At 33.6% G+C, this 24,435-nt stretch carries 23 protein-coding genes, 4 tRNA genes, 1 pseudogene and 1 riboswitch; of the genes and pseudogenes, 14 read left to right on the forward strand and 14 right to left on the reverse strand.

What is annotated here, in order from left to right:
- Positions 1 to 122: 122 nt before the first annotated feature.
- From EW093_RS15270 to EW093_RS15290, 5 genes and pseudogenes are all read left to right on the forward strand, one after another.
- Complete coding sequence (locus EW093_RS15270; protein ID WP_149569234.1) at positions 123 to 1,223, forward strand: BMP family lipoprotein; 1,101 nt, start codon at positions 123 to 125, stop codon at positions 1,221 to 1,223.
- Positions 1,224 to 1,282: 59 nt separating this feature from the next.
- On the forward strand, positions 1,283 to 2,803 hold the full coding sequence (locus EW093_RS15275; protein WP_149569235.1) for an ABC transporter ATP-binding protein: 1,521 nt from the start codon (positions 1,283 to 1,285) through the stop codon (positions 2,801 to 2,803).
- A complete protein-coding gene (locus EW093_RS15280) occupies positions 2,800 to 3,861 on the forward strand; it encodes an ABC transporter permease (RefSeq protein ID WP_246745047.1) in 1,062 nt (353 codons plus the stop codon). The genes EW093_RS15275 and EW093_RS15280 overlap by 4 nt, the downstream gene beginning before the upstream one ends.
- Positions 3,862 to 4,807: pseudogene (locus EW093_RS15285) on the forward strand (ABC transporter permease).
- Between the two features lie 102 nt (positions 4,808 to 4,909).
- Positions 4,910 to 5,983, forward strand: coding sequence for a BMP family lipoprotein (locus EW093_RS15290; RefSeq protein WP_149569236.1), 1,074 nt, complete (start codon positions 4,910 to 4,912; stop codon positions 5,981 to 5,983).
- Positions 5,984 to 6,008: 25 nt separating this feature from the next.
- Here EW093_RS15290 and EW093_RS15295 read toward each other — a convergent pair whose 3' ends face one another.
- The gene (locus EW093_RS15295) at positions 6,009 to 7,316 is read right to left on the reverse strand and encodes an NCS2 family permease (RefSeq protein WP_149569237.1); all 1,308 of its coding nucleotides are present in this window, start codon (positions 7,314 to 7,316) and stop codon (positions 6,009 to 6,011) included.
- Positions 7,317 to 7,407: 91 nt separating this feature from the next.
- On the opposite strand from EW093_RS15295, the gene EW093_RS15300 reads away from it, so the two are divergent.
- Positions 7,408 to 8,529 carry an ROK family protein gene (locus tag EW093_RS15300; RefSeq protein WP_149569238.1) on the forward strand — a complete coding sequence of 374 codons (1,122 nt, stop codon included), beginning with the start codon at positions 7,408 to 7,410 and terminating at the stop codon, positions 8,527 to 8,529.
- On the opposite strand, the gene EW093_RS18155 is transcribed toward EW093_RS15300, so the two are convergent.
- The 3 genes from EW093_RS18155 to EW093_RS15310 form a co-directional block, all read right to left on the reverse strand.
- A complete protein-coding gene (locus EW093_RS18155; RefSeq protein WP_149569633.1) occupies positions 8,526 to 8,702 on the reverse strand; it encodes an EAL domain-containing protein in 177 nt (58 codons plus the stop codon). The two genes, EW093_RS15300 and EW093_RS18155, sit on opposite strands and share 4 nt — an antisense overlap.
- Positions 8,699 to 8,851 (reverse strand): hypothetical protein, encoded by a 153-nt coding sequence (locus EW093_RS17380; RefSeq protein ID WP_187759738.1) that lies wholly within the window; start codon positions 8,849 to 8,851, stop codon positions 8,699 to 8,701. Before EW093_RS17380 ends, EW093_RS18155 begins: the two co-directional genes overlap by 4 nt.
- An 80-nt stretch (positions 8,852 to 8,931) precedes the next feature.
- Positions 8,932 to 10,557 carry a sensor histidine kinase gene (locus tag EW093_RS15310; RefSeq protein ID WP_149569239.1) on the reverse strand — a complete coding sequence of 542 codons (1,626 nt, stop codon included), beginning with the start codon at positions 10,555 to 10,557 and terminating at the stop codon, positions 8,932 to 8,934.
- Positions 10,558 to 11,061: 504 nt separating this feature from the next.
- Between EW093_RS15310 and EW093_RS17385 the strand changes: the two genes are divergently transcribed.
- Positions 11,062 to 11,199, forward strand: coding sequence for a hypothetical protein (locus EW093_RS17385; RefSeq protein WP_187759739.1), 138 nt, complete (start codon positions 11,062 to 11,064; stop codon positions 11,197 to 11,199).
- 57 nt (positions 11,200 to 11,256) lie between these two features.
- Here EW093_RS17385 and fbaA read toward each other — a convergent pair whose 3' ends face one another.
- The gene (fbaA, locus tag EW093_RS15315) at positions 11,257 to 12,336 is read right to left on the reverse strand and encodes a class II fructose-bisphosphate aldolase (RefSeq protein ID WP_149569240.1); all 1,080 of its coding nucleotides are present in this window, start codon (positions 12,334 to 12,336) and stop codon (positions 11,257 to 11,259) included.
- A 131-nt stretch (positions 12,337 to 12,467) separates the two neighbouring features.
- On the opposite strand from fbaA, the gene EW093_RS15320 reads away from it, so the two are divergent.
- Positions 12,468 to 13,727, forward strand: coding sequence for a M23 family metallopeptidase (locus tag EW093_RS15320; RefSeq protein WP_187759740.1), 1,260 nt, complete (start codon positions 12,468 to 12,470; stop codon positions 13,725 to 13,727).
- Here EW093_RS15320 and EW093_RS15325 read toward each other — a convergent pair.
- Genes EW093_RS15325 through EW093_RS15335 form a run of 3 tightly spaced genes read right to left on the reverse strand, consistent with a single transcriptional unit; the run spans position 13,724 to position 16,386 of the window.
- Entirely contained in the window at positions 13,724 to 14,485 is a 762-nt protein-coding gene (locus tag EW093_RS15325; RefSeq protein WP_149569242.1) for an ABC transporter ATP-binding protein, read from the reverse strand. The two genes, EW093_RS15320 and EW093_RS15325, sit on opposite strands and share 4 nt — an antisense overlap.
- Entirely contained in the window at positions 14,485 to 15,477 is a 993-nt protein-coding gene (locus tag EW093_RS15330) for a FecCD family ABC transporter permease (RefSeq protein ID WP_149569243.1), read from the reverse strand. Before EW093_RS15330 ends, EW093_RS15325 begins: the two co-directional genes overlap by 1 nt.
- Complete coding sequence (locus EW093_RS15335; protein ID WP_149569244.1) at positions 15,478 to 16,386, reverse strand: ABC transporter substrate-binding protein; 909 nt, start codon at positions 16,384 to 16,386, stop codon at positions 15,478 to 15,480. It abuts the gene before it with no gap.
- Between the two features lie 32 nt (positions 16,387 to 16,418).
- Positions 16,419 to 16,553, reverse strand: a riboswitch (cobalamin riboswitch).
- Between the two features lie 53 nt (positions 16,554 to 16,606).
- On the opposite strand from EW093_RS15335, the gene EW093_RS15340 reads away from it, so the two are divergent.
- Positions 16,607 to 17,176, forward strand: a complete 570-nt coding sequence (locus EW093_RS15340; RefSeq protein ID WP_187759741.1) for an FKBP-type peptidyl-prolyl cis-trans isomerase — start codon at positions 16,607 to 16,609, stop codon at positions 17,174 to 17,176.
- A 56-nt stretch (positions 17,177 to 17,232) separates the two neighbouring features.
- Here EW093_RS15340 and EW093_RS15345 read toward each other — a convergent pair whose 3' ends face one another.
- The gene (locus EW093_RS15345; protein ID WP_149569246.1) at positions 17,233 to 17,538 is read right to left on the reverse strand and encodes an isoamylase early set domain-containing protein; all 306 of its coding nucleotides are present in this window, start codon (positions 17,536 to 17,538) and stop codon (positions 17,233 to 17,235) included.
- Positions 17,539 to 17,651: 113 nt separating this feature from the next.
- Here EW093_RS15345 and EW093_RS15350 point away from each other — a divergent pair, with 113 nt between their 5' ends.
- Genes EW093_RS15350 through EW093_RS15360 form a run of 4 tightly spaced genes read left to right on the forward strand, consistent with a single transcriptional unit; the run spans position 17,652 to position 19,495 of the window.
- Positions 17,652 to 18,539: an HD-GYP domain-containing protein gene (locus tag EW093_RS15350; protein WP_149569247.1), complete on the forward strand. Its 888-nt coding sequence runs from the start codon at positions 17,652 to 17,654 to the stop codon at positions 18,537 to 18,539.
- Between the two features lie 2 nt (positions 18,540 to 18,541).
- Positions 18,542 to 18,904, forward strand: coding sequence for a YraN family protein (locus EW093_RS15355; RefSeq protein ID WP_149569248.1), 363 nt, complete (start codon positions 18,542 to 18,544; stop codon positions 18,902 to 18,904).
- Positions 18,901 to 19,062 (forward strand): hypothetical protein, encoded by a 162-nt coding sequence (locus EW093_RS17390; protein ID WP_187759742.1) that lies wholly within the window; start codon positions 18,901 to 18,903, stop codon positions 19,060 to 19,062. Before EW093_RS15355 ends, EW093_RS17390 begins: the two co-directional genes overlap by 4 nt.
- Positions 19,046 to 19,495, forward strand: coding sequence for a hypothetical protein (locus tag EW093_RS15360; RefSeq protein WP_149569249.1), 450 nt, complete (start codon positions 19,046 to 19,048; stop codon positions 19,493 to 19,495). The genes EW093_RS17390 and EW093_RS15360 overlap by 17 nt, the downstream gene beginning before the upstream one ends.
- Positions 19,496 to 19,501: 6 nt before the next feature.
- Here the strand turns inward: EW093_RS15360 and glgX are convergent, their stop codons facing one another.
- The 5 genes from glgX to EW093_RS15385 form a co-directional block, all read right to left on the reverse strand.
- The gene (glgX, locus tag EW093_RS15365; RefSeq protein WP_149569250.1) at positions 19,502 to 21,598 is read right to left on the reverse strand and encodes a glycogen debranching protein GlgX; all 2,097 of its coding nucleotides are present in this window, start codon (positions 21,596 to 21,598) and stop codon (positions 19,502 to 19,504) included.
- A gap of 56 nt (positions 21,599 to 21,654) precedes the next feature.
- A tRNA-Gly gene (locus tag EW093_RS15370) sits at positions 21,655 to 21,726 on the reverse strand.
- A gap of 18 nt (positions 21,727 to 21,744) precedes the next feature.
- Positions 21,745 to 21,816, reverse strand: a tRNA-Gly gene (locus tag EW093_RS15375).
- 19 nt (positions 21,817 to 21,835) lie between these two features.
- Positions 21,836 to 21,907 (reverse strand) — tRNA-Gly (locus tag EW093_RS15380).
- Positions 21,908 to 21,932: 25 nt separating this feature from the next.
- Positions 21,933 to 22,004: transfer RNA gene (locus EW093_RS15385), tRNA-Gly, on the reverse strand.
- Positions 22,005 to 22,170: 166 nt separating this feature from the next.
- Between EW093_RS15385 and pflB the strand changes: the two genes are divergently transcribed.
- Positions 22,171 to 24,411 carry a formate C-acetyltransferase gene (pflB, locus tag EW093_RS15390; protein ID WP_149569251.1) on the forward strand — a complete coding sequence of 747 codons (2,241 nt, stop codon included), beginning with the start codon at positions 22,171 to 22,173 and terminating at the stop codon, positions 24,409 to 24,411.
- The last annotated feature ends 24 nt before the right edge of the window (positions 24,412 to 24,435 follow it).

A 24,435-nucleotide genomic window follows, 5' to 3' on the forward strand; every position in this document is an offset into this window, starting at 1 on the left:
ATATTAAATATGTCAAGTTAAAATACGACCAAAAACCTTTTTTTGAAGATTATGTTTGACCTTTGCTACTCTAGTATATAAAATTGTTTTTATATTCTACAAAAAATTAGGAGATGTTTAGAATGAAAAAAATTGCTAAAATTCTAGCACTAGTTACAGTTTCATCATTATTGTTTGTTTCTTGCTCAAAAAAAGCTGAGGATACTACAAAAGATGCACCTAAAATGGAACAGGTTAAATTAAAGGTTGGTATGGTTACAGATGCTGGAACTATCGATGACAAATCATTTAACCAAGGTACATGGGAAGGTATTCTAAGAGCTGGAGATGAATTAGGTGTTACAGTTAAATACTTAAAGCCTGTTGGAACAACAGAGGCTGACTATTTAAAAGAGATTGGTAACCTATATGACGCTGGTTATAAATTTATTGTAACTCCAGGTTTCAAATTTGAAACTACTATATTTAAAGCTCAAGATAAATATAAAGACGCCAAGTTTATTTTATTAGATGGTATTCCACACCCAGGTGACTACTCTGTAAAAGTTGGTGAGAACACAGTTTCTATTAACTTTGCTGAGCACGAGTCTGGTTTTGTTGCTGCTATTGCTGCTTCTCTTCAATTAAAAGAGGGTTCAGTTGGTTTTATTGGTGGTATGGAAATTCCTGCAGTTCAACGATTTAACTGGGGATTCCAACAAGGTATAATGTATGCAAACGAAAACTTAGGTACAAGTATTGAACTTGATGCTGAGAACATTATTTATCAAGGTACATTCTCTGATGTAGCTGCTGGACAACAATTAGCTGCTCAAATGTATGATAAAGGTGTAGATGCTGTATTCTGTGCTGCTGGTGGTGTTGGTGTTGGAGCTATTAATGAAGCTAAAAATCGTGCAAAATCAGGTGAGAAAGTTTGGATTATTGGTGTTGACGTTGATCAATATTCTGAGGGAATCTATGAAGGTGATAAATCTATCGTTTTAACTTCTGCAATGAAGAGAATTGATAATGCATCATTTGATATGGTTGCAGCAGAGTTAAAAGGAAACTTCCCTGGTGGTCAAGTATTGACTTTTGATGCTGCAAATACAGGTGTTGGTATTCCAGCTAAAAACCCTAACTTAAGTGCAGATGTACAAGCTAAAGTTGCTTCTATTTATGCTGATCTTCAATCTGGTAAGATTACAGTTGCTGCAGAACAAGGTGATTTAGTTAAATAATATTAATAATTTAATTGGGAAGGTTGAAAAATACCTTCCTTTTTTTTTAGGGGGCTTTTATGGACTACGTTATAGAAATGGAGAAAATTCGTAAGGAATTTCCTGGAATTATAGCTAATGATGATATTTCTATTAATCTTAAAAAAGGGGAGATTTTAGCTCTTCTCGGTGAGAACGGGGCTGGAAAATCAACACTTATGAGCATTTTGTTTGGTTTATATAAACCTGATGGTGGTCATATAAAAGTTAATGGAGAAGAAGTAACTATTCAGAATCCAAACCAAGCTGGTGAACTGGGTATAGGTATGGTGCATCAGCACTTTAAACTTGTACATAACTTTACAATTACAGAAAATATAATTTTAGGTAATGAGCCTAAGGGTTTAAAGATTGATTTAAGTGAGGCTAGGAATAAAATTATATCCCTATCTGAAAAGTATAATCTGAATGTTGACCCAGATGAAAAAATAGAAAACGTTTCAGTAGGTATGCAGCAGAGAGTAGAGATTCTAAAAATGCTCTATAGAGATGCTCATATATTAATTTTTGATGAACCTACAGCAGTATTAACTCCACAAGAGATTATTGAGTTAATGAAAATTATGAAGAATTTAATTGATGAAGGTAAATCAATTATTCTAATAACACATAAATTAAAAGAGATTAAGCAAGTTGCTGATAGATGTACTGTTATTCGTCGTGGAAAAGTTATTGATACTGTTGATGTAAAAAATGCAACATTAGCTGAGATGGCAGAAAAGATGGTTGGTCGAAAAGTCTCTTTCTCTGTAGAGAAGGGTGAGTTTAATCCTGGTCGAGAAATTTTAAAGGTTCAAAACCTTAATGTTATAAATAGTAGAAAAATCCTGGGTGTTAAAGATTTCTCAATAAATGTAAGAGCTGGGGAAATTGTTGGACTTGCAGGTGTTGATGGTAATGGTCAGACAGAACTAATTGAAGCAATTACTGGTATTAGAAAATCCGAGAGTGGTATTATTGATTTAAATGGTAATAATCTTATAGATAAAACAATAAAAGAGAGAATAGATGCGGGGATTTCCCATATTCCTGAGGATCGGCATAAACACGGACTTGTTCTTGATTACTCCTTAGAAGAGAATATGGTATTAGAAAAGGTCGACAGTAGTAGATTTTCTACAAATGGTTTCTTGAATAAGGATGAAATAAGAAAACACGCATTAAAAGTTATAGAAGATTTTGATGTAAGATCAGGGAGAGGTCCTTTAACAGTTACAAGGTCCATGTCTGGTGGAAACCAGCAAAAGGCGATTGTAGGTAGAGAGATTTTTCAAGATCCAGACCTACTTTTAGCAGTCCAACCAACTAGGGGTTTAGATGTTGGGTCTATAGAGTATATTCATAAGCGACTAATAGAGCAGAGAGATAGTGGGAAAGCTGTATTATTAGTATCCTTGGAGTTAGATGAAATTTTAGACCTTTCAGATAGAATTGTTGTTATTAACAATGGAGAACTTATTGGGGAAGTTGATGCAAAGGATACAAATGAAAACCAAATAGGTTTAATGATGGCCGGTGTTAAAGAAGGAGAGCAATCTTGAATTCAGAAAAATTACGACCACTTTGGGTCGCATTAGTTGCAGTATTGTTAGGTTTAATTGCCGGTGCAATACTTATGCTTTTTACTGGAAATAATCCTATAGAGGGGTATTTATATCTTTTTAGAGGTGGATTAATGAACCTCGAAAGGGTTGGAAATACATTAGCAACTGCTACAGCCCTAATACTAACAGGGTTATCTGTCGCTTTTGCATTTAAAACAGGACTCTTTAATATTGGTGCTTCTGGGCAGATGTTAATTGGTGGTTTATTGGCTACAGCATGTGGTTTAACACTAGATTTACCTAAACCTGTACTTATCCCAATAGTAATATTTGCCGGTATTATAGGTGGTGGTCTTTGGGCTCTGATTCCTGGGATTTTAAAAGCAAAATTTAACGTTCATGAAGTTGTTGCTACAATAATGATGAACTGGATTGCATATTGGACTGTAAACTACTCAGTTCCCGCTTTTTTTAAAGGGCAGTATTTAGAGACAGAGTCTAGAAATATTGGAGCAAATGCATCCTTAAGAGTCGATTGGTTAACTAATCTATTTGATGGTTCCTATATTAATATGGGACTTTTTATTGCAATTTTCTGTATTATAGTTATTTCTATTATACTTAATAAAACCGTATTAGGATTTGAGTTGAAAGCTGTAGGTTATAATAAGGACTCAGCTAATTATGCAGGAATGAATGTAAATAGAAACATTGTTTTATCCATGGTTATAGCTGGAGCATTAGCAGGGTTAGCTGGAGTTACATACTACCTTGGATACTCATCAAATATTCAGATCGGCGTATTACCAAGCCAAGGTTTTGATGGAATAGCTGTTGCACTACTTGGTGCAAATAATCCTTACGGAGCATTAGCTACCGCTATATTCTTTGGAATACTACACTCAGGTAAGGGTTTTATGAATGCAATGACAAGTATTCCTCCTGAAATTGGAGATACTATAATTGCAATAATAATCTACTTTGCAGCAACAAGTATGTTAATTCATATGTTCTTAGATAAAATTACAGCCTTTATTAAAAGGGGGAAAAAATAGATGTTTGATATAATTTCAGGGTTATTCCCTTATGCGATAGCTTATACAATACCTCTTTTAATAACAAGTTTAGGTGGCCTTTTTAGTGAAAGAAGTGGGGTCGTAAACATTGGACTAGAAGGTCTTATGGTTATGGGTTCCTTTGCTGGTGCTATTACCATTTCATCCCTTGAAGGAGCTATGCCTAATGGTTCTATATGGATTGGTATTCTAGTTGCCGGCTTAGTAGCTGGTATTTTCAGTCTATTACACGCTTTTGCAAGTATCCACCTAAAAGCCAATCAGGTTATTAGTGGTACAGCTATTAATATGATAGCAGGAGCTATAACAGTTTTTTTTGCAAGAAATATTACTGGAAGTGGGAATATTAGAATCCAATTAGGACTACCTAGGATTTCAATACCTATTTTAAAAGATATCCCCTACTAGGAGATCTCTTTTTCTCAAATACATATATGACTACATGGGTTGTTTTAGCATTACTTTTCATCTCAAAATTTGTAATATCTAACACTGCATTTGGCTTAAGATTAAGAGCCTGTGGAGAGCATCCCAAGCAGCAGCTGCAGCTGGTATAAATGTATATTTTATACGGTATGTAGCAGTTTTTATATCAGGTGTTTTTGCTGGTATAGGAGGGGCTGTAATACTAGTTACTTACTCAGGAGAATTTAATGGATCAGTTGCAGGATTAGGTTTCTTAGCCCTAGCAGCACTTATTTTTGGACAGTGGAAACCATTGGGTATCTTAGGTGCAACATTCTTTTTTGGGTTTGCATCTACAATCGCCAACGTATCCCAGGCTATACCTCTATTAGCTTCCATCCCAGGGGTTATACTAAAAATATTCCCTTATGTAGTTACATTAATAGCACTTGTAGCGTTTTCTAAAAGCTCCCAAGCTCCAAAAGCAGCTGGGGAACCCTTTGATCAAGGAAAAAGATAAACAACCAGAGCTTAGGCTCTGGTTTTTTTTATTGATTAATAAAATATATAATACTATTATGAATAAAAGTTAATATTTATTAGAAATTATTAAGGTGGAATCATGAAAAAATATTTACTCTTTTTATCAATATTATGTATAAATTTCTCTATTTTCTCTTCAGGTAATAATGAACCGGTACTTAAAGTTGAAGACAAGATAGTTGTTGGGTTAATACTCGACTCACCAGGACTTGGAGATAGTTCAAGTAATGATAGTTGTTATTTAGGTTTAGAGCAGGCAGCTGAAGAGGGATTAATTACACTAAGAGTAAAAACATCTAAAAGTCTTGAGGATTCTGTTTTAATTTTAACTAAATATGTTGAGGATAGAGTTGATATTGTATACGCAATTGGTGATAAAAATAAAAAACTCTTAATAGATGGTGCTAAATTGTATAAAAATACAACTTTTGTAGGTATTGATATACTATTTGATGAGAGTGAAATAAGAGAAAATCTATATGGAACTACTTTTAAAGAGCAGGATGGAGGCTACTTAGCAGGTCTTGTTGCTGGGAGCTTGACATATAAATACTTTAATAGACACCCTTTTTTAAACGAGGTAAATCGGGTTGGTATTATTCTGGGAAAAAATAATCCAGAGATAAATAGTTATAAACTAGGTTTTTATTCAGGTGTTAAAAAGGTGAATCCACCATGTGAAATTATTGAAATTAACTTAAATGACTTAGATAATGAAGAGAAGGGGGCAAGTGCAGTCTCTGAGTTAAAGGGAAAGGGTGTAGATATTGTTTTTACTGTTGCAGGGAATTCAGATATCGGTGTTTTTAAATCTGCTATAGAGAGTGATATTTTAGTAATTGCAGTAAATAAGGACCAAGGTGGTTTAAATAATACACTAACTTCTATAGAGAAGAAAATATCAGTTACAAGTTATTTAATGACTAAAAAAATTACAGCAGGTGAGTATAGTACTGGTTCTAATGTAGTTTTTGGTTTAAAAGAGGGGGGAATATCCTTAGCGCCCTATTATAACTTTGATAAATATATTCCTAAAGATCTAAATGTTCTAATTAAGAATAAAACAGAAAAACTTATTAAGGGGTCTGAAATTATACCATTAACTATTGAAGAAATAGAATTTGATCCAGAAGATATTCCAGAAATAGAGTAAGTGGGCTTTCACCCACTTAAACTTTTTAATTAGACTTTAAGAAAAAATCAATAATAAAGAAGGCTGTTATAATGTATGATAATACAGCTACTTTTTTACCCTTACCTGTAAATAAGTGTAATAAAACATAGGATGTCATACCAAAAGCTATACCTTCAGCTATTGAGTAAGTTAAAGGCATCATAATTATTGTTAAGAAGGCTGGTATCGCTTCTAAATAATCATTCCATTTAATCTCAACTACTGGAGACATCATAAAGACTCCAACAATAATAAGAGCAGGTGCTGTAGCCGCACTTGGAATCATTAAGAATATTGGTGATAAAAATATTGCTAAGAAGAAAAGTAGGGAAGTTGTAAGAGCTGTTAAACCTGTTCTTCCACCCTCAGTTACACCAGAGGCTGACTCTACATATGTTGTAACTGTACTAGTACCCATACAAGCACCAAAAGTTGTTCCAATAGCATCGGCAAGTAGGGCTTGCTTAGCGTTTGGTACTTTACCATCCTTAGTTAACATTCCAGCCTTAGTTGATACACCAATTAAAGTCCCAACCGTATCAAACATATCAACAAAAAGAAATGTAAACAGTACAACTAACATATCAATAGATAATACTTGGGAGAAATCAAATTTAAATGCGATCTCAGATAAGTTGAAATTTAAACCCCAATTAGTTGGTAGTGGAGTTATTCCCATTGGAATACCAATTACAGTGGAAGCTAGGATACCAATTAAAAGAGCACCATGAACTTTAAGTACTAATAAGATAGAGATAATTAGTAAACCAATAACAATTAGTAAAGCTGGAGAATTCCATGATAATTTACCAAGTATTAATGGTACAGAGTTAGCATCTCCTAACTGTACAATACCTGTATTACTATTATATAAACCGATAAAAGCTATAAATAGACCAATTCCCACAGATACAGCTTTTTTTACACCAACTGGTATACAGTTGATAATTGCTTCCCGTACATTTAAGAATGTTAATATAATGAAGATTATACCTTCAATAAATACTGCAGCTAATGCCATTTCCCAGGAGTAGCCCATTCCAAGTACTACAGTAAAGGCAAACAGTGCATTTAATCCCATCCCTGGTGCTAATGCAAAAGGTAAGTTGGCAACTAACGCCATAACAAGTGTTGCAACCCCTGCAGAAATAGCTGTAGCTAAAAATACTGCGTTTGCATCCATTCCAGTTGCAGATAAAATGCCTGGATTCACGGCTAAAATATATGCCATAGTCATAAAAGTTGTAATTCCAGCAAGTACTTCGGTTTTTACCGTTGTATTATGCTCTTTAAGTTTGAAGAATTTCTCCATATTTAACCTCCTAAAATTTTATTTATTATAAACAGGTAACAATATGTTTGCAAGTATGTATATTATAATGAAAATATGATAAGTTTTGTGCATGAAACATATTGAATTCTATTTAGCTTTAGACATTGGAGCAGGAGCCGGTGCTAAAATGGGTATCTTTTCTAAGGATAAAACACTAATTAAAGAGATGATGTTACCAAAGAGTCATTATGGAAGCCATGGTGATGAATTTGCTACTGCTTTAGAGGGTATAATTGAAACCAATGTTAAAGAAGCTGGTTTGGATATTAAGAACCTCTTATCTATTGGTATCTGTTGTGCTGGTATATTGGCCTCAGATGGAACATTTATACTATTTAAGAATCAGCCACAATTTAATGGGTATAATATTAGGTTAGCCTTGGAAAATTATTTCTCAGTACCTACTCAGATTGAGAACGATGCAGATGCAGGTGGTCTAGCTGAGTGGAGTGTTTTAAAAATGGAGTTATGCTACTGGGTTTTTGGTGGCGGTTGGGGAGGTGTTTGGATCTCAAAGGATGGAGATATAAATTACCCTTCCTACGACTGGGATGGAAAGGATAGTTCTCTCCATGTCTCAAATGAACCAGGTTACTCTATTGCCCTTGATAAATTAAAATTGAAAACACTATTTTATAAAGCTGGTGCATCCTATGATAATTTTGAAAAAATTTTAAAAGAGGATGAGTCCCTACCTAGTGGGGTTCTTGTTGGTCCTAATGGTGACCCTGGAACACTTAGAGCGGAGACTATTCTATCTGGCCCTGGTAGATGTAGATTATTTCGAGCAGTTGTTGGAGATGATACATTTTATGAGCGATTTTTAGATATTCATGAAGTTGCAAAAATGCATGACCCGTCTGTCGCTGGAGCATTTATTAGTAAGTTATCAAGTATGGGTGTAGATGCTGCAATTAAGACAGATGAATTATATGGTAATATTCTAGCAGTTGCCGCAGGAACATTAATTAATAGTTGTAAAAAAGATGGTATGAAACCAGGAATCCCCCTTTGTTTAGGAGGTAAACCTAGTTATGCACTACCTTATTTTGGACCCTCTTGCCAAAAAAGCCTAAGTAAAATTGGTATCTATAACTATTTAAGGCCCTCTGTAATTGATGAGAGTGGTCAAAGTGCTAATATGTTAGGTGCCCTAGTTATAGCTGAGTTAGCATTAAAAAAACAGAACTAAGGTTTATTTTTTTTCTGTTCTAATAATAACTCTTCAAAATCAGAGACAGGTCCAGGCTTACAATAAAAGTAACCCTGGGCTATATCACAATCAATACTTCTTAATACATTTTGCTGATGGGAATTTTCTATACCCTCTATAACTATTCTTATATTAAGTGCATGACCCTCTATGAATTAAAAGACCTTGTTTCAATGGCAACTAAATCAAACCCTTTTTTTATTGACTCAAGTCTAATATTATCTACTATCTCTCCTAGATAGTATCCATTTATAAATGGAGAAATAACTGCAATTCTTAAAGGTTTCGAAACTTTTTTCATTAATGTCCTTTTATAAAAGATAATTAATATTATATGGTACAATTATAATATATTTAATTACAATCTTAAATATTTTTTGTCTAAGATTTTGTAAATGGTATTGTAACAGTGAATTTACATCCACTTATAACCTTGCCATCACTTCTTTCATAGGGGGAGTTTAGTTCTATATTCCCGTTTAATAACTTAACCTTTTTAAGTATTAGGAAAAGCCCTAAACCACTTCCTGAAATTTGTTCCCTATGGCTTCTTTCCCCTCTATAAAATGGATCAAAAATATATCTTTTCTCTTTTTTAGATACTCCATAACCATTATCTTCTACAGTAAAAATTAAGTTGTTTGGTAGGCTTGTTTTACTATAAACTCGTATGACTCCTCCACTATTATAGGCATGTTTTGCAGCATTTATTATTAAATTTGTAAGTATTAATTCAATTGATTCTAAATCTGAAATAAATTTTTCAGGTAGAGATAATTTTAGTTGTAACTCTGCAGAGTACTCCCTTAAAATTAACTCTTTAATAGATTTTAGACTATCTTCTATCTTTTTACTCTCTATCTGTTTTAGAATAGGAGGCTTCTCTGACCGTCCCTCAAGGCGTGAAAATAGTAGTATCCCTTCGATTAAAGATGTTAACCTCCTTGATTGTCCCTTTATTAAATCCCCATAAGTTAAAATCCTATCAGGTTTTATAATTCCTGTTTGCATATTATCTGCAGCTAACTCAATAACTGCTAAAGGTGTTCTTAATTCATGGGTTACAGAGGCTACAAACTCCTTTTCCATAGATCTTAATTTTTTTAATCTTTTTATCTGTTGGAGTATAATAATGTAGAATAAACCTAGTCCTAAAAGTAATAGTATTGTTAAGATCCACTGCTTGCTTAGAGAGTCTTCTTTTATTTGTAAAAGTGACTTACCCCTAGATGTAACTTCAACAAAAAGATTGGACTCATTAGGTGGTCTTTTAGGGTTTAAAGGTCTAAAATTGAATTGATGGGGGAATTTCCCCCTATCAAATTCAATGAATAAGTTTACCTCAATAAGCCAACTTGGGTTTTGGTTAGTTAATAATCTTTTAATAGATTTAAGAGGAGAAAAGGTATAGACTCTCTCATCTAAAATAACACTGTTTTCAGGTTGCTTAAAGAACCATTTGATTTCATAATTATCTAAAAATGGGTCGCTCCTATTCTCGATATTTTCCTTGTAAAATAAGAGAAGGTCAAAATAAATAAAAATAGTTACATCCTTATTTGTTTTATCAATAAAGCTATATTTCACCAAGCCTGTGTTATATTTATCTGGGATAAACATCCCAATATCCCTGCTATCAAATCTATAATAATTACTAATATTCCAGCTCTTTCCATCATAAATGCTAAGAATGTTATCAGGATTTATGTAACCTATACTACTGATGTATTTAAGATCTATTCCCTCTAACTCTAACCGAAAATCATCCTCATTCTCTTTATAGCTAACATCATATAGGTTATTTAATTCAAAAAAATTGTCTTTTAATTCATAATAGAGAGATCTATATAAAGAGAAACTTAGATTTTTATATAACTCTGTAATATCCTTCTCCCCAGTTGATATTAACCATCGATGTTGAATTATTGATAAAAGAACAAGGGTTATAATTACTAGACTTGTTGAAATTAAATTTAATATTTGACCTTTTGTTTGACTCTTTTTCATGGTTTAAACATAACCCCTTTTTTTATGCCCTACAATAAATAAATTGTGATTTTATACTATTTTTACAATGTTTTTACAAAGTGTTAACCATTTAGAATCTATTTAGGAGTAGCGTTGGTTAACGGAGGATAGGTATGGTTGAAATAGAGATTATACAGGTTGATGATTCATCACCCCTAGTACCTAAACATAAAGAGTTAAAACTGCAATGGGACTAGGTTTTTTTGTTCTAATTATAGGAATAGTTATAGTCATTATATTTCTTCTAAATTTGATGTTCCTAGTTTATAACAGGATATAGAAGCTGATAATTGGAGATTAACACTACATAATCAAGAAGTTTTAAATTGAGAGATTGACAATGAGCAATCAGGTTCAATTGGTGTTAATTATAAGCCATTTAACCACAGTTTAAATGTAATTAAGCCAAATATAACTTTAAAATACAGCAGAAAATATATAAGGCTGAAATTAATTTTCTCTCAAAGTTAGGGGTTTTAGTAAATGATATTAATGGATTTTAAAATTGCTGAAATAGAGTATGAGGAGAGTAGACTCTATTATGTTGAGGCTCAGAATAGACTTTTTGAATCCCTTGTTCAGGAGTATATCTCTTGGATGAATATTCAGGAGTATCTTTAAACATAAAAAAAACCCATCAACTGATGGGTTTTTTAGATAATAATTAAACAAAATTGCTTAGTTTCTATCCATAGCGTTTAAGTCTTTATAAGCTTGTAATACTCTGTTTACTAAGCTCTCTTGACCTTTTCTTAACCAAACTCTTGGGTCGTAGTATTTTTTGTTAGGAGCATCTTCACCGTCTGGGTTACCAATTTGTCCCTGTAAGTAAGCTTCTTTTTCAGTATAGAAGTTTTTAATACCTTCCCATGTAGCCCATTGAGTATCAGTATCAATATTCATTTTAATTGCACCGTAACCAATAGCTTCTTCAATCTTAGCTGGCTCAGAACCTGATCCACCATGGAATACAAAGTTAACTGGTTTATCAGCTGTATTGTGTTTTTCTTGAATGAATTTTTGAGACGCATCTAAGATTGATGGAGTTAATACAACATTACCTGGTTTATATACACCGTGTACATTTCCAAATGATGCTGCAATAGTAAAGTTTGGAGAAACTTTGCTTAACTGCTCATATGCATAGTTAACTTCTTCTGGTTTAGTATATAGGTCTTCTTTAGCAACGTGTGAGTTATCAACACCGTCTTCTTCACCACCTGTAATACCTAACTCTATCTCTAAAGTCATACCCATTTTAGCCATTCTTTCTAAGTATTTAGCAGAAATTTCCATGTTCTCTTCGATAGGCTCTTCAGATAAGTCTAACATGTGGGAAGTAAATAGAGGTTTACCATTCTTTTTAAAGAACTCTTCACCTGCATCTAATAATCCGTCGATCCATGGTAATAATTTTTTTGCACAGTGGTCAGTATGTAATATTACAACTACACCATACGCTTCAGCTAATCTATGTACGTGTTCCGCACCAGAGATTGACCCAAGAATAGCTGCTTGTTGACCATCAAGTTTTAAACCTTTACCAGCATTAAAAACACCACCACCATTTGAAAATTGGATAATAATTGGCGAGTTAGCTTTTTGAGCAGCTTCTAAACACCCGTTAATAGAGTCTGAACCAACACAGTTAACTGCAGGAATTGCGAATTTGTTTTCTTTTGCAATTCTAAATACTTCTTTTACATCATCACCAAATATAACACCTGGCTTTACTTTGTCAAAAATTTTATTAGACATGTTTGTTTTCCTTAAAATTTAGATATAATTAATTATTATTTTATTCTTTTTAATTTTATCTTTCAATAGAATATGGTAGAAAAATAGAATCTATGTTTATCAAAATAAACTTTTATACCGAAAAGAATAAAATGAGCAATGTAAGTCAAAAATCAAGTAGCCAGAAGGCTTTAACGTATTTATTAATAATAGTTTGTGTAATAGCTATGAACATCTACTCTAATAGGAAGTACCTAATTAACTCCTTTAATATAACTCCTCAAGAAGAAATTACCCTCCAGGACAGTAGAGTTAAGACCTTCTTAGAGCCTGAAACATACAATAAACTAGTTAAGGTATTAAGTGGTTACTCTATAGACTCCCTACTGATGAAGGAAGATATTTCAGAATCTTTAGTTATTGCTTCTTCTAGGGCTCTGAAATCTGTTTTTGATCCAAGAGATTTAAAAGCTGGGAGTAGGGTTACAATCTCCTATGATTGGAGGGATCGAAAGAAATTTTTAGGTTATGAGATTGATTTAGGTTATGATCAATCGGTAGTTGTAAAAAGGGATAAAACAGATAATTTTATTGCTAATATAGTAGAAAAAGAGTATTTTACTAAGGTTTTTAATGGCCAAGGTGTAATAGATAATACACTTTATCAGTCAGGTATAGAGAGTGGTATAAGTCCAAATGTTATAATGAACTTAATGCAGTTATACTCCTTTGATGTAGATTTTCAACGGGATATTGTAAGTGGTACAGAGTTTGAAGTTAACTATGAAAACTATTTAGATGATAGGGGAGAAATTATAAAGCATGGGAATATACTCTCTGCTGTTTTAAAAATAGATGGTACTCGATACCCAATATACCGATTTACAACTGATGATGGTAAAAGTGATTATTATAATGAAGAGGGAAAGTCTGCAAGAAAAGCTCTATTAAAAACTCCAGTGAATGGTGCTTATATATCATCAGGTTTTGGAATGAGAATACATCCAATATCATCATATACAGCATTTCATAGAGGTATAGACTTTGCAGTAAGACAGGGAACACCTATATATGCATCAGGGGATGGGGTAATTTCTGCTGCAGTTGTTAGTAATACAGGTTACGGAATTCATATTAGAATTAGGCATCCTAACGGGTATGAGACACTATATGGACATATGGTATCCCATGCAAAAGGGATGAAGGTGGGAGTTAAAGTTACACAAGGTCAAATTATTGGATATGTAGGCTCTACAGGTAACTCTACAGGGCCTCATCTACATTATGAGACAAGATATAATGGTAAATTTGTTAATCCTAGTAGTATTAAAATACCTCCAGGTAGAACATTAGAAGGTAAAGAGTTAGATCGCTTTAAAATTGAAATGGAGAAGGTTAAGTTACATTTCTAAATTGTTAAAATATGTTTCCTACCACTTTTATCTATAACTATTTCGCTACTAATTCCGTAGATGTTTTTTATATTTTCTGGGGTTAAGAGTTTTTTTGTTTTGCCTTGTAACTCTAATTTACCCCGATTAAGCATAATTATGTTGTCACTATAGTGAAGGATTGAGTTAAGATCGTGTAATACTATAATTGTTGTTAATCCTAGCTCCCTTGTAAGTTTTTTTAAAAGTTTCATCATCTCAATATTATGGGCTATATCAAGGTTTGATGCAGGTTCATCAAGTATAAGGTATTTAGGTTCTCCTGCTAAGGCCCTTGCCAGTAGTACTCGCTGAAGTTCTCCTCCACTTAAAGAGTTAATTGACCTATCTCTAAATACCTTAGTATCAGTTAGATTTAGTGCCAGATCTATAGCTTTTTTATCCTTTGCATAGTTCCACTCCTTCTTAAATGGGTATCTACCCATCTCTACAACTTCGTATACAGAAAAGTCAAAATCTCTATATATATCCTGGGATACATAACCTAATATTCTGGATTTTTCTTCAACTGAATATCTACGTATATCCTTATTATTTAAATAAATAGAACCCTTTTCTATCTTTATTAGTGACATAATACCCTTTACTAGAGTACTCTTTCCAGAACCATTGGGGCCTGTTATTACTGTTATCTCCCCTTGGTTAAAAGTTGTTGAAATGTTTTTTAGTATTCTGTTTTTTCCGTAACTAAAAGATAGATTGTTAATATATAGACCCACTAACTACTCCTTTTCTTTAATAGATAGACAAAGACAGGGGCTCCAACTAAGGATGTAATAACTCCAACAGGAAGTTCGTTTGTTAAAATAGATCTAGATAGAGTGTCGCATATCATCATAAATATTGCCCCTAAAGGTAGGGATAAAGATATTACTTTTTTATGTTCAGAGCCAACAAAAAGCCTTGCTAGGTGGGGTATTATTAGACCTACAAAACCTATAATTCCAGTAAAGGATACTATAACCCCTGTTATTATAGAAGCTATAGCTAATAATAGAGTTCTATATTTTTTAACATTTAAACCTAGTGTTTTTGCCACAGGAATACCCATAGTGAAAATATTTAACTCCCTAGAGTAGTAAAATAGTAGTATTACTCCTATTAGATCGGCTAAAAGCATAAGGGTTACTTTAAAATAGTTCATTGTCGAAAAGCTACCTAGTGTCCAAAAGAGTATATCACTACTCTTATTGTGGTTTAGGCTAATTATTAGGGTTAACATAGATGATAGGAAAAAGTTAAGAGAAACCCCATATAAAATTATTCTGTTGGTATTGTAGCTATTACCAGCTATAAAAATAACAAGTATGGATGCTAAAAGCCCCCCTGTTAGTGCAAAAAATGGTACAAAGTTTATACTTAAAACTATAGAAATAGCAGCGCCTAGGGCTGCTCCAGAGGATACTCCTAAAATGTATGGCTCCGCCATAGGGTTTCTTAAAATTGCCTGAAAAATTATCCCTGACATAGTTAAACCCATACCGGCTAGGCATGCTCCTAATATTCTTGGAAGTCTAACAAATACTATGTTTATTTCACTATTAACTGGGAAATCAGTTACATCAAAAATAGTATAAACCCTGTTAATAAGTATCTTTATAGTTTGAACTACTGTTATATTTGCATAACCTATAGTTGTAGAGATTAAAATTACTATTAATATAGCAACTAGGCCTATAAGTAATTTAGACCTATTGTTTTTATTTTTCACTTAGAATAACTCAGGGTGTACTATTTTAATTAAAGCTTCTAAACCATCTCCAACCCTTGGTCCTTGTCTATCAATAAGGTTGTTATCTATCTCATAGACTCTGTTATTTTTTACAGCAGGTAGCTCTTTATACCCTGTAGCACTCTTAATGCCCTGGAGTGTATTATAATATTTAGAGCAGATTATTATATCTGGATTTTTCTCAACAATCTTCTCTAAGGAGTAACTCCAGCCCATGGAGTCTTTAGCAATATTTATTCCACCGGATAATTCTAGTAGTTGGGATATAAATGTATCACCCCCAGAAGTAAAGTCACCATACTCTCCGTAGCTAATTACATAGTATAGGGATGGTTTATCTAGATCTTTAACCATATTGCTTAGCTCTTCAATTCTACTTTTTAAATTGTTTACTACTAAATTTGCCTGATCCTTTTTATTAACAATCGACCCAACATCTAAAATATTACTGTATAATCCCTCTAAACTTCCTAACTCATCAATAATTATAACCTTTAACTTTATATTCTCTAATTTAGTAAGTAGTTCATTTGAAAAATGGGTACTTGCAATAATTACATCAGGATTAAGCTCTACAATCTTTTCAATGCTTGGTTGTAAAAGAGTTCCAATGGACTCTATTTTATCTACTTCTACAGGGTAGTCACAGTAGTCTGTTCTTCCTACTAACTTATCCTCTGCCCCTAGTTTGAAAATTGTTTCAGTAATATTTGGTGCTAGTGATATCACCCTTTGTGGTTCACTAGCCAATACTACTTCCCGTCCTCTATAATCAGTTATTTGTAAAAAACTGTTAGAATTGTTATTGGTTTCACTATTTGATGTAGCGAAAATTACATTTGATGTAAGTAGTAATAAGTATATAACTACTTTTTTGAGATTTCTCATTATTTCTCCTTAATCTGTTCATCGCAGATTATTATTAAAGGTATAAAATGGATGGTAATCCGACTTAAAAATAGAAAATAACTACTTTAACACGGTGGCGGGACCGTAGAGGAGTTTAACCTCTTTCCCCAATTATCTTAAAAAGAACCATTTTGTACTAATCTAATTATTGTTGTTTATAAAGTCAATTGCTATAATGTCTATTTTTAAGGAGAACTATATGAATATAACAGAAAAGAGTGTTGTAAAATTAGACTATAATCTTTCTGATGAATCTGGAAAGATTATAGATTCATCGGAATTAAATGGTTCACTAATATATATACACGGTGTTGGAATGATGATGCCAGGAATAGAAAATGCAATAAATGGACAGGGAGTAGGTTATAGCTATACAGGAATAATTGAACCTGAGGATGGATATGGAGTATATAAGCCAGAGAATGTTATGCCTGTTCCCCGAGCCCAGTTTGCCCACCTAATAGACCAGATGGAGGTGGGGAAGTTATATAATTTTGATGTTGGTGGTGGTAATACTCAACTACTTAAGGTTGTTAGTATTGATGATGAATATGTAACAGTTGATGCAAATCATCCCTATGCAGGAGAGAAGTTAACACTAAATTGCACTGTCCAAGGTGTAAGACCAGCTAGCCTTGATGAATTAAACAGTCTATCTGGTGAATCCTCAGGTTGTGGATGTGGATCCCATGGAAGTGACTCTTCAGGTGGATGTTGCTCATCTAATGATGGTGCTAAGGGGGGATGTTGTTCCTCTAAGGGTGATTAAAAAAGTAGTTGTGGGTGTAACCACTAATAATTAAATGGGGGGTAGCCCCCATTTAGTTAAAGTCTAACTACTGAGTTTTCACTATTAAACTCTGTAGGGGCGTAATAATCTGCTTCCCAATCATTTACCCACTTTTTACCATCTATAAGATATCTAAAATGATAATCCTTACCAACTTCCAGTGTAACTGTAACTGAATAATCTCCAGTTTTATTTTTTTTAAGTTGTGTATCTTCCTTATCCCACCCATTAAAATCACCTACTAAATGTATTGATTTTGCATCGTGGCAAGCTTCTTCGTCTAATTTAAAGGTTACTTTACATTCTGGTTTAGTTTTTAAAAATCTCTTTGTTAATGACATATATCCTCCATTACTTTATTAAGTTTAATTTATTAAATTATTTTTTTCAAAGATTTTTTTTAAAAGGAAAATGAAGAGACAAGAAAATGATAAAACAGTATAATTAACCTATTATGAAAAATAATTATAATGTTGAATACGATATACTTCTCTCTAAAGTTCATAGATGGGGAGAACTTATAAGATTTGGTGGAACTCTTTTAATTGATGATATAGAAGAGGATGTACAAAACTCACTCTATTTGATTCAAAATCAGAGGGACCAGTTTGTATCAAAGGTTTTTTCTAAGAAAAACCTCGATGATATTAAAAAATATGAAATTGAAGCTGTAAATATATGTATTCTATCACTTATTGTTGGTGTTGATCTAAATCTACCCCATGGGGATTTAATTGATCTAGGTGTCGCTGCACTTTTAAAAGATTTAGGAATGAATAGGGTTCCTAAGGAAATCTTGTATAAAAGTGGTCAGTTAAGTGAAGACGAGATAGCTGAAATTAGGAAACATCCTATTTATAGTTCCCAAATATTAGAGGATTTAGGATTTACAAAAAAAATTATAGATATTGTTTTAGATCATCATGAGAGGTGGGATGGTAAAGGGTATCCAAGGGGTAAAAGCCAGGATGAGATTAACTATTTATCTAGAATCCTATCTGTTTTAGATGGTTATATCTCTATGAGGGAAGATAGACCCTATAGGGAGTCTCTGCATGGCTATGATGCTATAAAGTCAATAATTGGTGATAATGGACAGAGATATGATCCATCAATCCTAAATATAGCGGTTAAAAGTATAGGGATATATCCTATAGGTTCATATGTTGCTTTAAATGATGCGTCCATATGCCAAGTTGTAGCTATTAATAAAAGTACTCCTTTAAAGCCTATAGTTAAAGTTATTGTTAATAAAAACGGGACAGAGTCTAAGAGCAATCAACTTATCGATATCTCTGATAATAACAGCTTTTTTATAGTTAAGTCAGTTTTGGAAAGTTAACTTTGGGAAGTTATGAAAAGGGATATTCTGGAGAAAGTTGTGCTTGTGAATATCTTAAGAAAAAAAATTATGATATTATTAAAAGAAATTTTAGGTGTCGGTATGGAGAAGTCGATATTATTATATATAAGGATGGTGAGTTAGCCTTTGTCGAGGTGAAAACTTGGGATACGTTGGATTCATTTGACCTTTCTTACGTAATTAACCGTAAGAAACAGAAAAGAATAACTAATGCTTCGGCAGTTTTCTTACGAGATTATAAGGGTGAATATACATCTATTCGTTTTGATGTTCTTTTATTAAAGAGTAACAAGACTGTATTTGAATACTATACTAATATATATATGGAGAATGGTCTTCCATGATTAAAATTGCGAAACATACTGACCCAGTAAAATTAGAGCAGCTTAAGCATATGATCCATGATGAGGGTTACTTATCAATTGCTATATCCCGTATAGCAATTGACCTAACTAATGGAATTCTTAAGCAGAAAGAGGGATTAAGTGAGTCAAAACACTAACGACAAAAAGAGTAATAGGTATAAGGGTAAACATAGACCTTCGTGGAGGTCTGGTGGTTATAGAAAGAAAAAGTCTGATACTGTAGCACTTTTTACATGTCCTGTTTGTAACGAGGGTGTAAAGGAAGTTGGTAATGCTATTGACTTTAAAGGTGAGGGACCTACCCATTTTGACTGTGTTATAAGATCTTTAACTGAAACTGAAGATCTTAAACCCGGAGAGAAAATTGCATATGTAGGTAGCGGCCGTTTTGGAGTAATTAATAATAAAAAAAATAGTTCTGGTGTTCCATTTACCCTATTAAGAGAGATTGAAGTTGAAGATAGGGAGAAGGTTTTAACCTGGAGAGATGAACGAAAAGTCCATGTCTCAGTTGAAGACCGAAGTAAGCATAAAACAGCCCAAGACAGTGGTGAGGAGAGTAATAAGTGATTTACATCACTTATTACCATCTTCTATAGGAATAGACTCTAGAAGTACTAGAGATTTAGCATCAACAGTATAACTGGTTTGAGTAGGTAAATCTCCAAATTCACCTTTAGGGTATATATCTAAGGGTGAATTATTAGCCGTATCTATTTTAACAACCCATTTTTTATTTTTAGGTGCATTAGAGAAAACAAACTGCATCTTCTGGCTTGTAGAGTTAAGCATTACATAAAAATCATTATCATCTTTCTCTGCAGCTATCTCCTTTCTTGAACCGTCAATAATGAAAGCTAGACATTTATGTTCCTCATTCCAGTTCATTTCATGGCCTGTATAGGTGTACCATGTAATGTCTGCAAGGGAGTTATTACTTATATCTAATCCTGTATAAAAATCAGGTCTTTGAAATGCGGGGTGTCTTTTTCTAAAATTAATCATAATTTTTGTAAATCTTAGAATCTCTTCATTAGAATTTTTCCAATCAAACCAAGATATTTCGTTGTTTTGGCAGTATGTATTGTTGTTTCCACCCTTTGTTCTTCCTATCTCATCTCCCCCTAGTATCATAGGTGTCCCCTGGGAAATAAGTAAGGTTGCAAGGTGGTTTTTAATCTGCTTTACCCTTAATTTCGTTACGATAGGGTCATCTGTATATCCCTCAATACCACAGTTATGGCTTAAGTTATTATTAGAACCATCTCTGTTATCTTCCCCGTTATCAAAGTTGTTTTTATTAGAGTAGCTCATTAAATCCATAAGGGTAAAACCGTCGTGGGCAGTAATGAAATTTATACTATGAAATGGTTTTTTATTTGAGTGGGAAAACATATCAGAACTACCTGCAATTCTAGTTGCTGCTCTTTTAAAGTAGCTTGAGTCCCCCCTCCAAAACTGTCTAATATCATCCCTGTATCTATCATTCCACTCAGCCCATCTCTGGTTGGAGAAATTCCCTGTTTGATGGGCTCCAGCAGCATCCCATGGTTCTGCAATTAGCTTAGTGTTTCGCAGTACAGGATCATCACCTATTCTTCTAATAATAGTCGCGTTCTCGTTAAGTTGGCCATTTTCGTCCCTAGCTAAAATTGATGCTAGATCAAATCTAAAACCATCAACATGCATTTCTGTTACCCAGTACCTTAGGCAGTCAATTATAAAGTCACTAACTATAGGATTATTACAATTAAATGTATTACCACAACCAGAGTAGTTTTTGTAATTTCTTTTATCCCTTTCTAGCATATAGTAGAGAGAGTTCTCTATTCCTTTAAAGGAGTATATAGGACCATCTTGGTTTCCTTCTCCTGTATGGTTGAATACAACATCTAGAACCACTTCTATACCATTTTTATGAAGTTCTTTAACCATCTGTTTAAACTCGGTTACTTGGTTTCCTCCACTATTATTATGGGCATACATCCCCTTGGGGGCGAAAAAAGCACTAGTACTATATCCCCAGTAGTTTTCAAGAGTTTTTCCAGTTTTAGGGTGTTTTCTAGACCCTTCAAATGAGTCAAAAGCAAAGATTGGTAGAAACTCTATAGTAGTTATTCCTAGATCTTTAAAATAGGGTATAAGTTCTAAAACACCCATATATGTTCCTGGGTATTTAAAGTTACCGTTTTTTGTTAATCCCGCAACATGTGCCTCATATATTACTGAGTTTTTCATAGGAATATTTAGTGGTTTATCATCTTCCCAGTTAAAATCTCCGTGACATATCGCAATAGATTTAGGCATGGTACCGTTTCCATGGAGATCCCAAATAAAATTATCTGTAAGGGCTTTAGTGTATGGGTCTATTAAATAATTATTTTTATCATATAGTAAGCCGTTATCCGGATCCCACTGGCCATCCATTTGGTATAGGTATAGAGTTCCATGACTAACTCCTTTAATAAAAATATGCCATATATCACCTGTCTTATTTTTAATTGGATCTAAAGTATAACTTTGTGAAGGAATGTTATCTTTTTCATGTTTGAAAAAATTTAGAACTACTGATTTTGCATTTCTGGAAAAAATTGAAAAATTAATACCTTCATTTGTTATTGTCGCTCCTAGAGGTAGAGCTGAACCTAAATATTTACAACTGTTTTTCTTCATAAAATGAATTATAGTCTAATAGAAGGTGATTGGGTATATAAAAAAGGAAAAAATTAAGCGCCTGATCGGAATCGAACCGACGTCATCAGCTTGGAAGGCTGGGGTAATAGCCATTATACGACAGGCGCGTTAAGTTTTATTTGAAAAGCGCCTGATCGGAATCGAACCGACGTCATCAGCTTGGAAGGCTGGGGTAATAGCCATTATACGACAGGCGCGCTTAGTTTTATTTGAAAAAGCGCCTGATCGGAATCGAACCGACGTCATCAGCTTGGAAGGCTGGGGTAATAGCCATTATACGACAGGCGCGCTTTTCTTTTAAGTTGTAATAGTAAGCGCCTGATCGGAATCGAACCGACGTCATCAGCTTGGAAGGCTGGGGTAATAGCCATTATACGACAGGCGCGCTTTACAACTTGTGAACGATGCTAATTTAGCAAATTATATTGTTAAGGTCAATAGAAATGTTTACTTTTAATTTATAATTTGTTTTAATCATTTTAATAGTAAGGACTTGATACGTTTAGTAGTAGTAATTATTATTAGATATACGAATATTTGGGAGATAAAAAATGAACTTCTTTGATAATGAATGGCGAGGATTTAAAAGTGGTCGATGGAGTGAGGGCATTAATTTACAGAGTTTTATAATGTCAAATATTACTTCTTATAATGGTGATGAATCATTTTTAGAGTCTCCAACAGAGAGTACTAAGAAACTATGGGAAAAAGTTTCAGAACTTTTTAAACAAGAGATTAAAGCGGGGGGTCCTTTAGAGATAGATGTTGATACTATATCTACTATAAGTTCCCACAATGCTGGTTATATAGATAAGGGTTTAGAGAAAATAGTAGGTCTACAGACTGATAAACCCCTCAAAAGATCAATTATGCCATATGGTGGAATTAGAGTGGTAGAAAACTCATGTAAGGCTTATGGTTACGATTTAAACCCAAGTGTTAGTGAAATATTTACTAAATATAGACGAACCCATAATGATGGAGTATTTTCTGCATATAACTCTGAAATTAGAGCTGCTAGAAAATCAGGTATTATTACTGGTCTTCCAGATGGGTATGGTCGTGGTAGAATAATTGGAGATTATAGAAGAATTGCTCTTTATGGACTGGACTACTTAATTGAAGATAAAAAGAATCAAAAACTATCCCTAGATGGGAAGGGTGTTAACGAAGAGTCAATTAGAAATAGAGAGGAGTTAACAGATCAGTTAAAAAGTCTCGCAGAGATAAAAGTTATGGCCAAAAGTTATGGTTATGATATCTCTAAACCAGCACAAAATACATTGGAAGCATTTCAATGGGTTTATTTTGGCTATTTAGCTGCTATTAAGGAGCAAAATGGGGCGGCGATGAGTCTTGGTCGTGTGTCCTCCTTTTTAGATATATATATAGAGCGTGATTTAAAAGAGGGCACTATTACAGAGGTGGAAGCCCAGGAGATTATGGATCATTTTGTAATGAAACTACGAATGGTTCGTTTTTTAAGAACACCATCCTATGATGAACTTTTTAGTGGAGATCCAATTTGGGTTACAGAGGCTATTGGTGGAATGTCATGTGATGGTAGAAGCTTAGTTACAAAATCATCCTATAGGATTTTACACACTTTATATAATTTAGGACCATCTCCAGAGCCAAACTTAACAGTGTTATGGTCAACAAGAAGTCCCCAGAATTGGAAGAATTATTGTGCTAAGGTCTCTATTGATACAAGTGCTATTCAGTATGAGTCAGACTTTTTAATGAGAAAAGAGTTTGGTGATGATTACTCTATTGCCTGCTGTGTATCTGCAATGAGAACAGGTAAGCAGATGCAGTTTTTTGGTGCTAGATGTAACCTTGCTAAAACACTTTTATATGCTATAAATGGTGGAAAAGATGAACTTAGTGGTATCCAAGTTGGACCAAGGTTTGAACCTATTACTTCTGAGTACCTAGATTATGATGAGGTTATGGAAAAGTTTGATAACTTTATGAGTTGGATTGCCCATATCTATGTAGATGCTCTTAATATTATACATTATATGCATGATAAATACGCATATGAGAGTGTGCAAATGGCACTTCATGATCTAGAGATTCATAGAACAATGGCCTGTGGAATAGCTGGTCTATCAGTAGTTGCAGACTCCCTATCTGCAATAAAATACGCAAAGGTAAAGGTTATTAGAAATGAGGATGGTAATGCTGTCTCATACGAAACAGAGGGTGATTTTCCAAAATTTGGTAACGATGATAATAGGGTAGACTCTATAGCAACTGATTTAGTTGAAAGATTTATGCATAAACTACAGGAGAACAGTGCATATAGAAACTCTAAATTAACCCAGTCCATTTTAACAATTACGTCTAATGTTGTTTATGGTAAAAAAACTGGTGATACACCATGTGGGAGAAAAAAGGGGGAACCATTTGCTCCTGGAGCTAACCCTATGCATGGAAGGGATAGTAGTGGTGCTATAGCTTCTATGGCTTCAGTTGCTAAACTACCATATGAGTTTGCAGAAGATGGTATATCCTATACATTTAGTGCTTCCCCTTCTTCCCTTGGAAAAACTAGGGACGAGCAGGTTAATAATTTAACAAGAATATTAGACGGTTATGTTAGGCAGGATGGGCACCATATAAATGTTAATGTTCTTGAGAGAGAGATGTTATTAGATGCGATGGATCATCCTGAGCAGTATCCTCAATTAACTGTAAGGGTTTCAGGTTATGCTGTAAACTTTGTAAAACTAACAAGGGAGCAACAGTACGACGTAATAAATAGGACTTTCCATACAGAGTTCTAAAAACATTATATTACTCCGTTTAAT

The sequence above is a fragment of the Thiospirochaeta perfilievii genome (assembly GCF_008329945.1).
GTDB classification, from domain to species: Bacteria; Spirochaetota; Spirochaetia; order DSM-2461; family DSM-2461; genus Thiospirochaeta; species Thiospirochaeta perfilievii.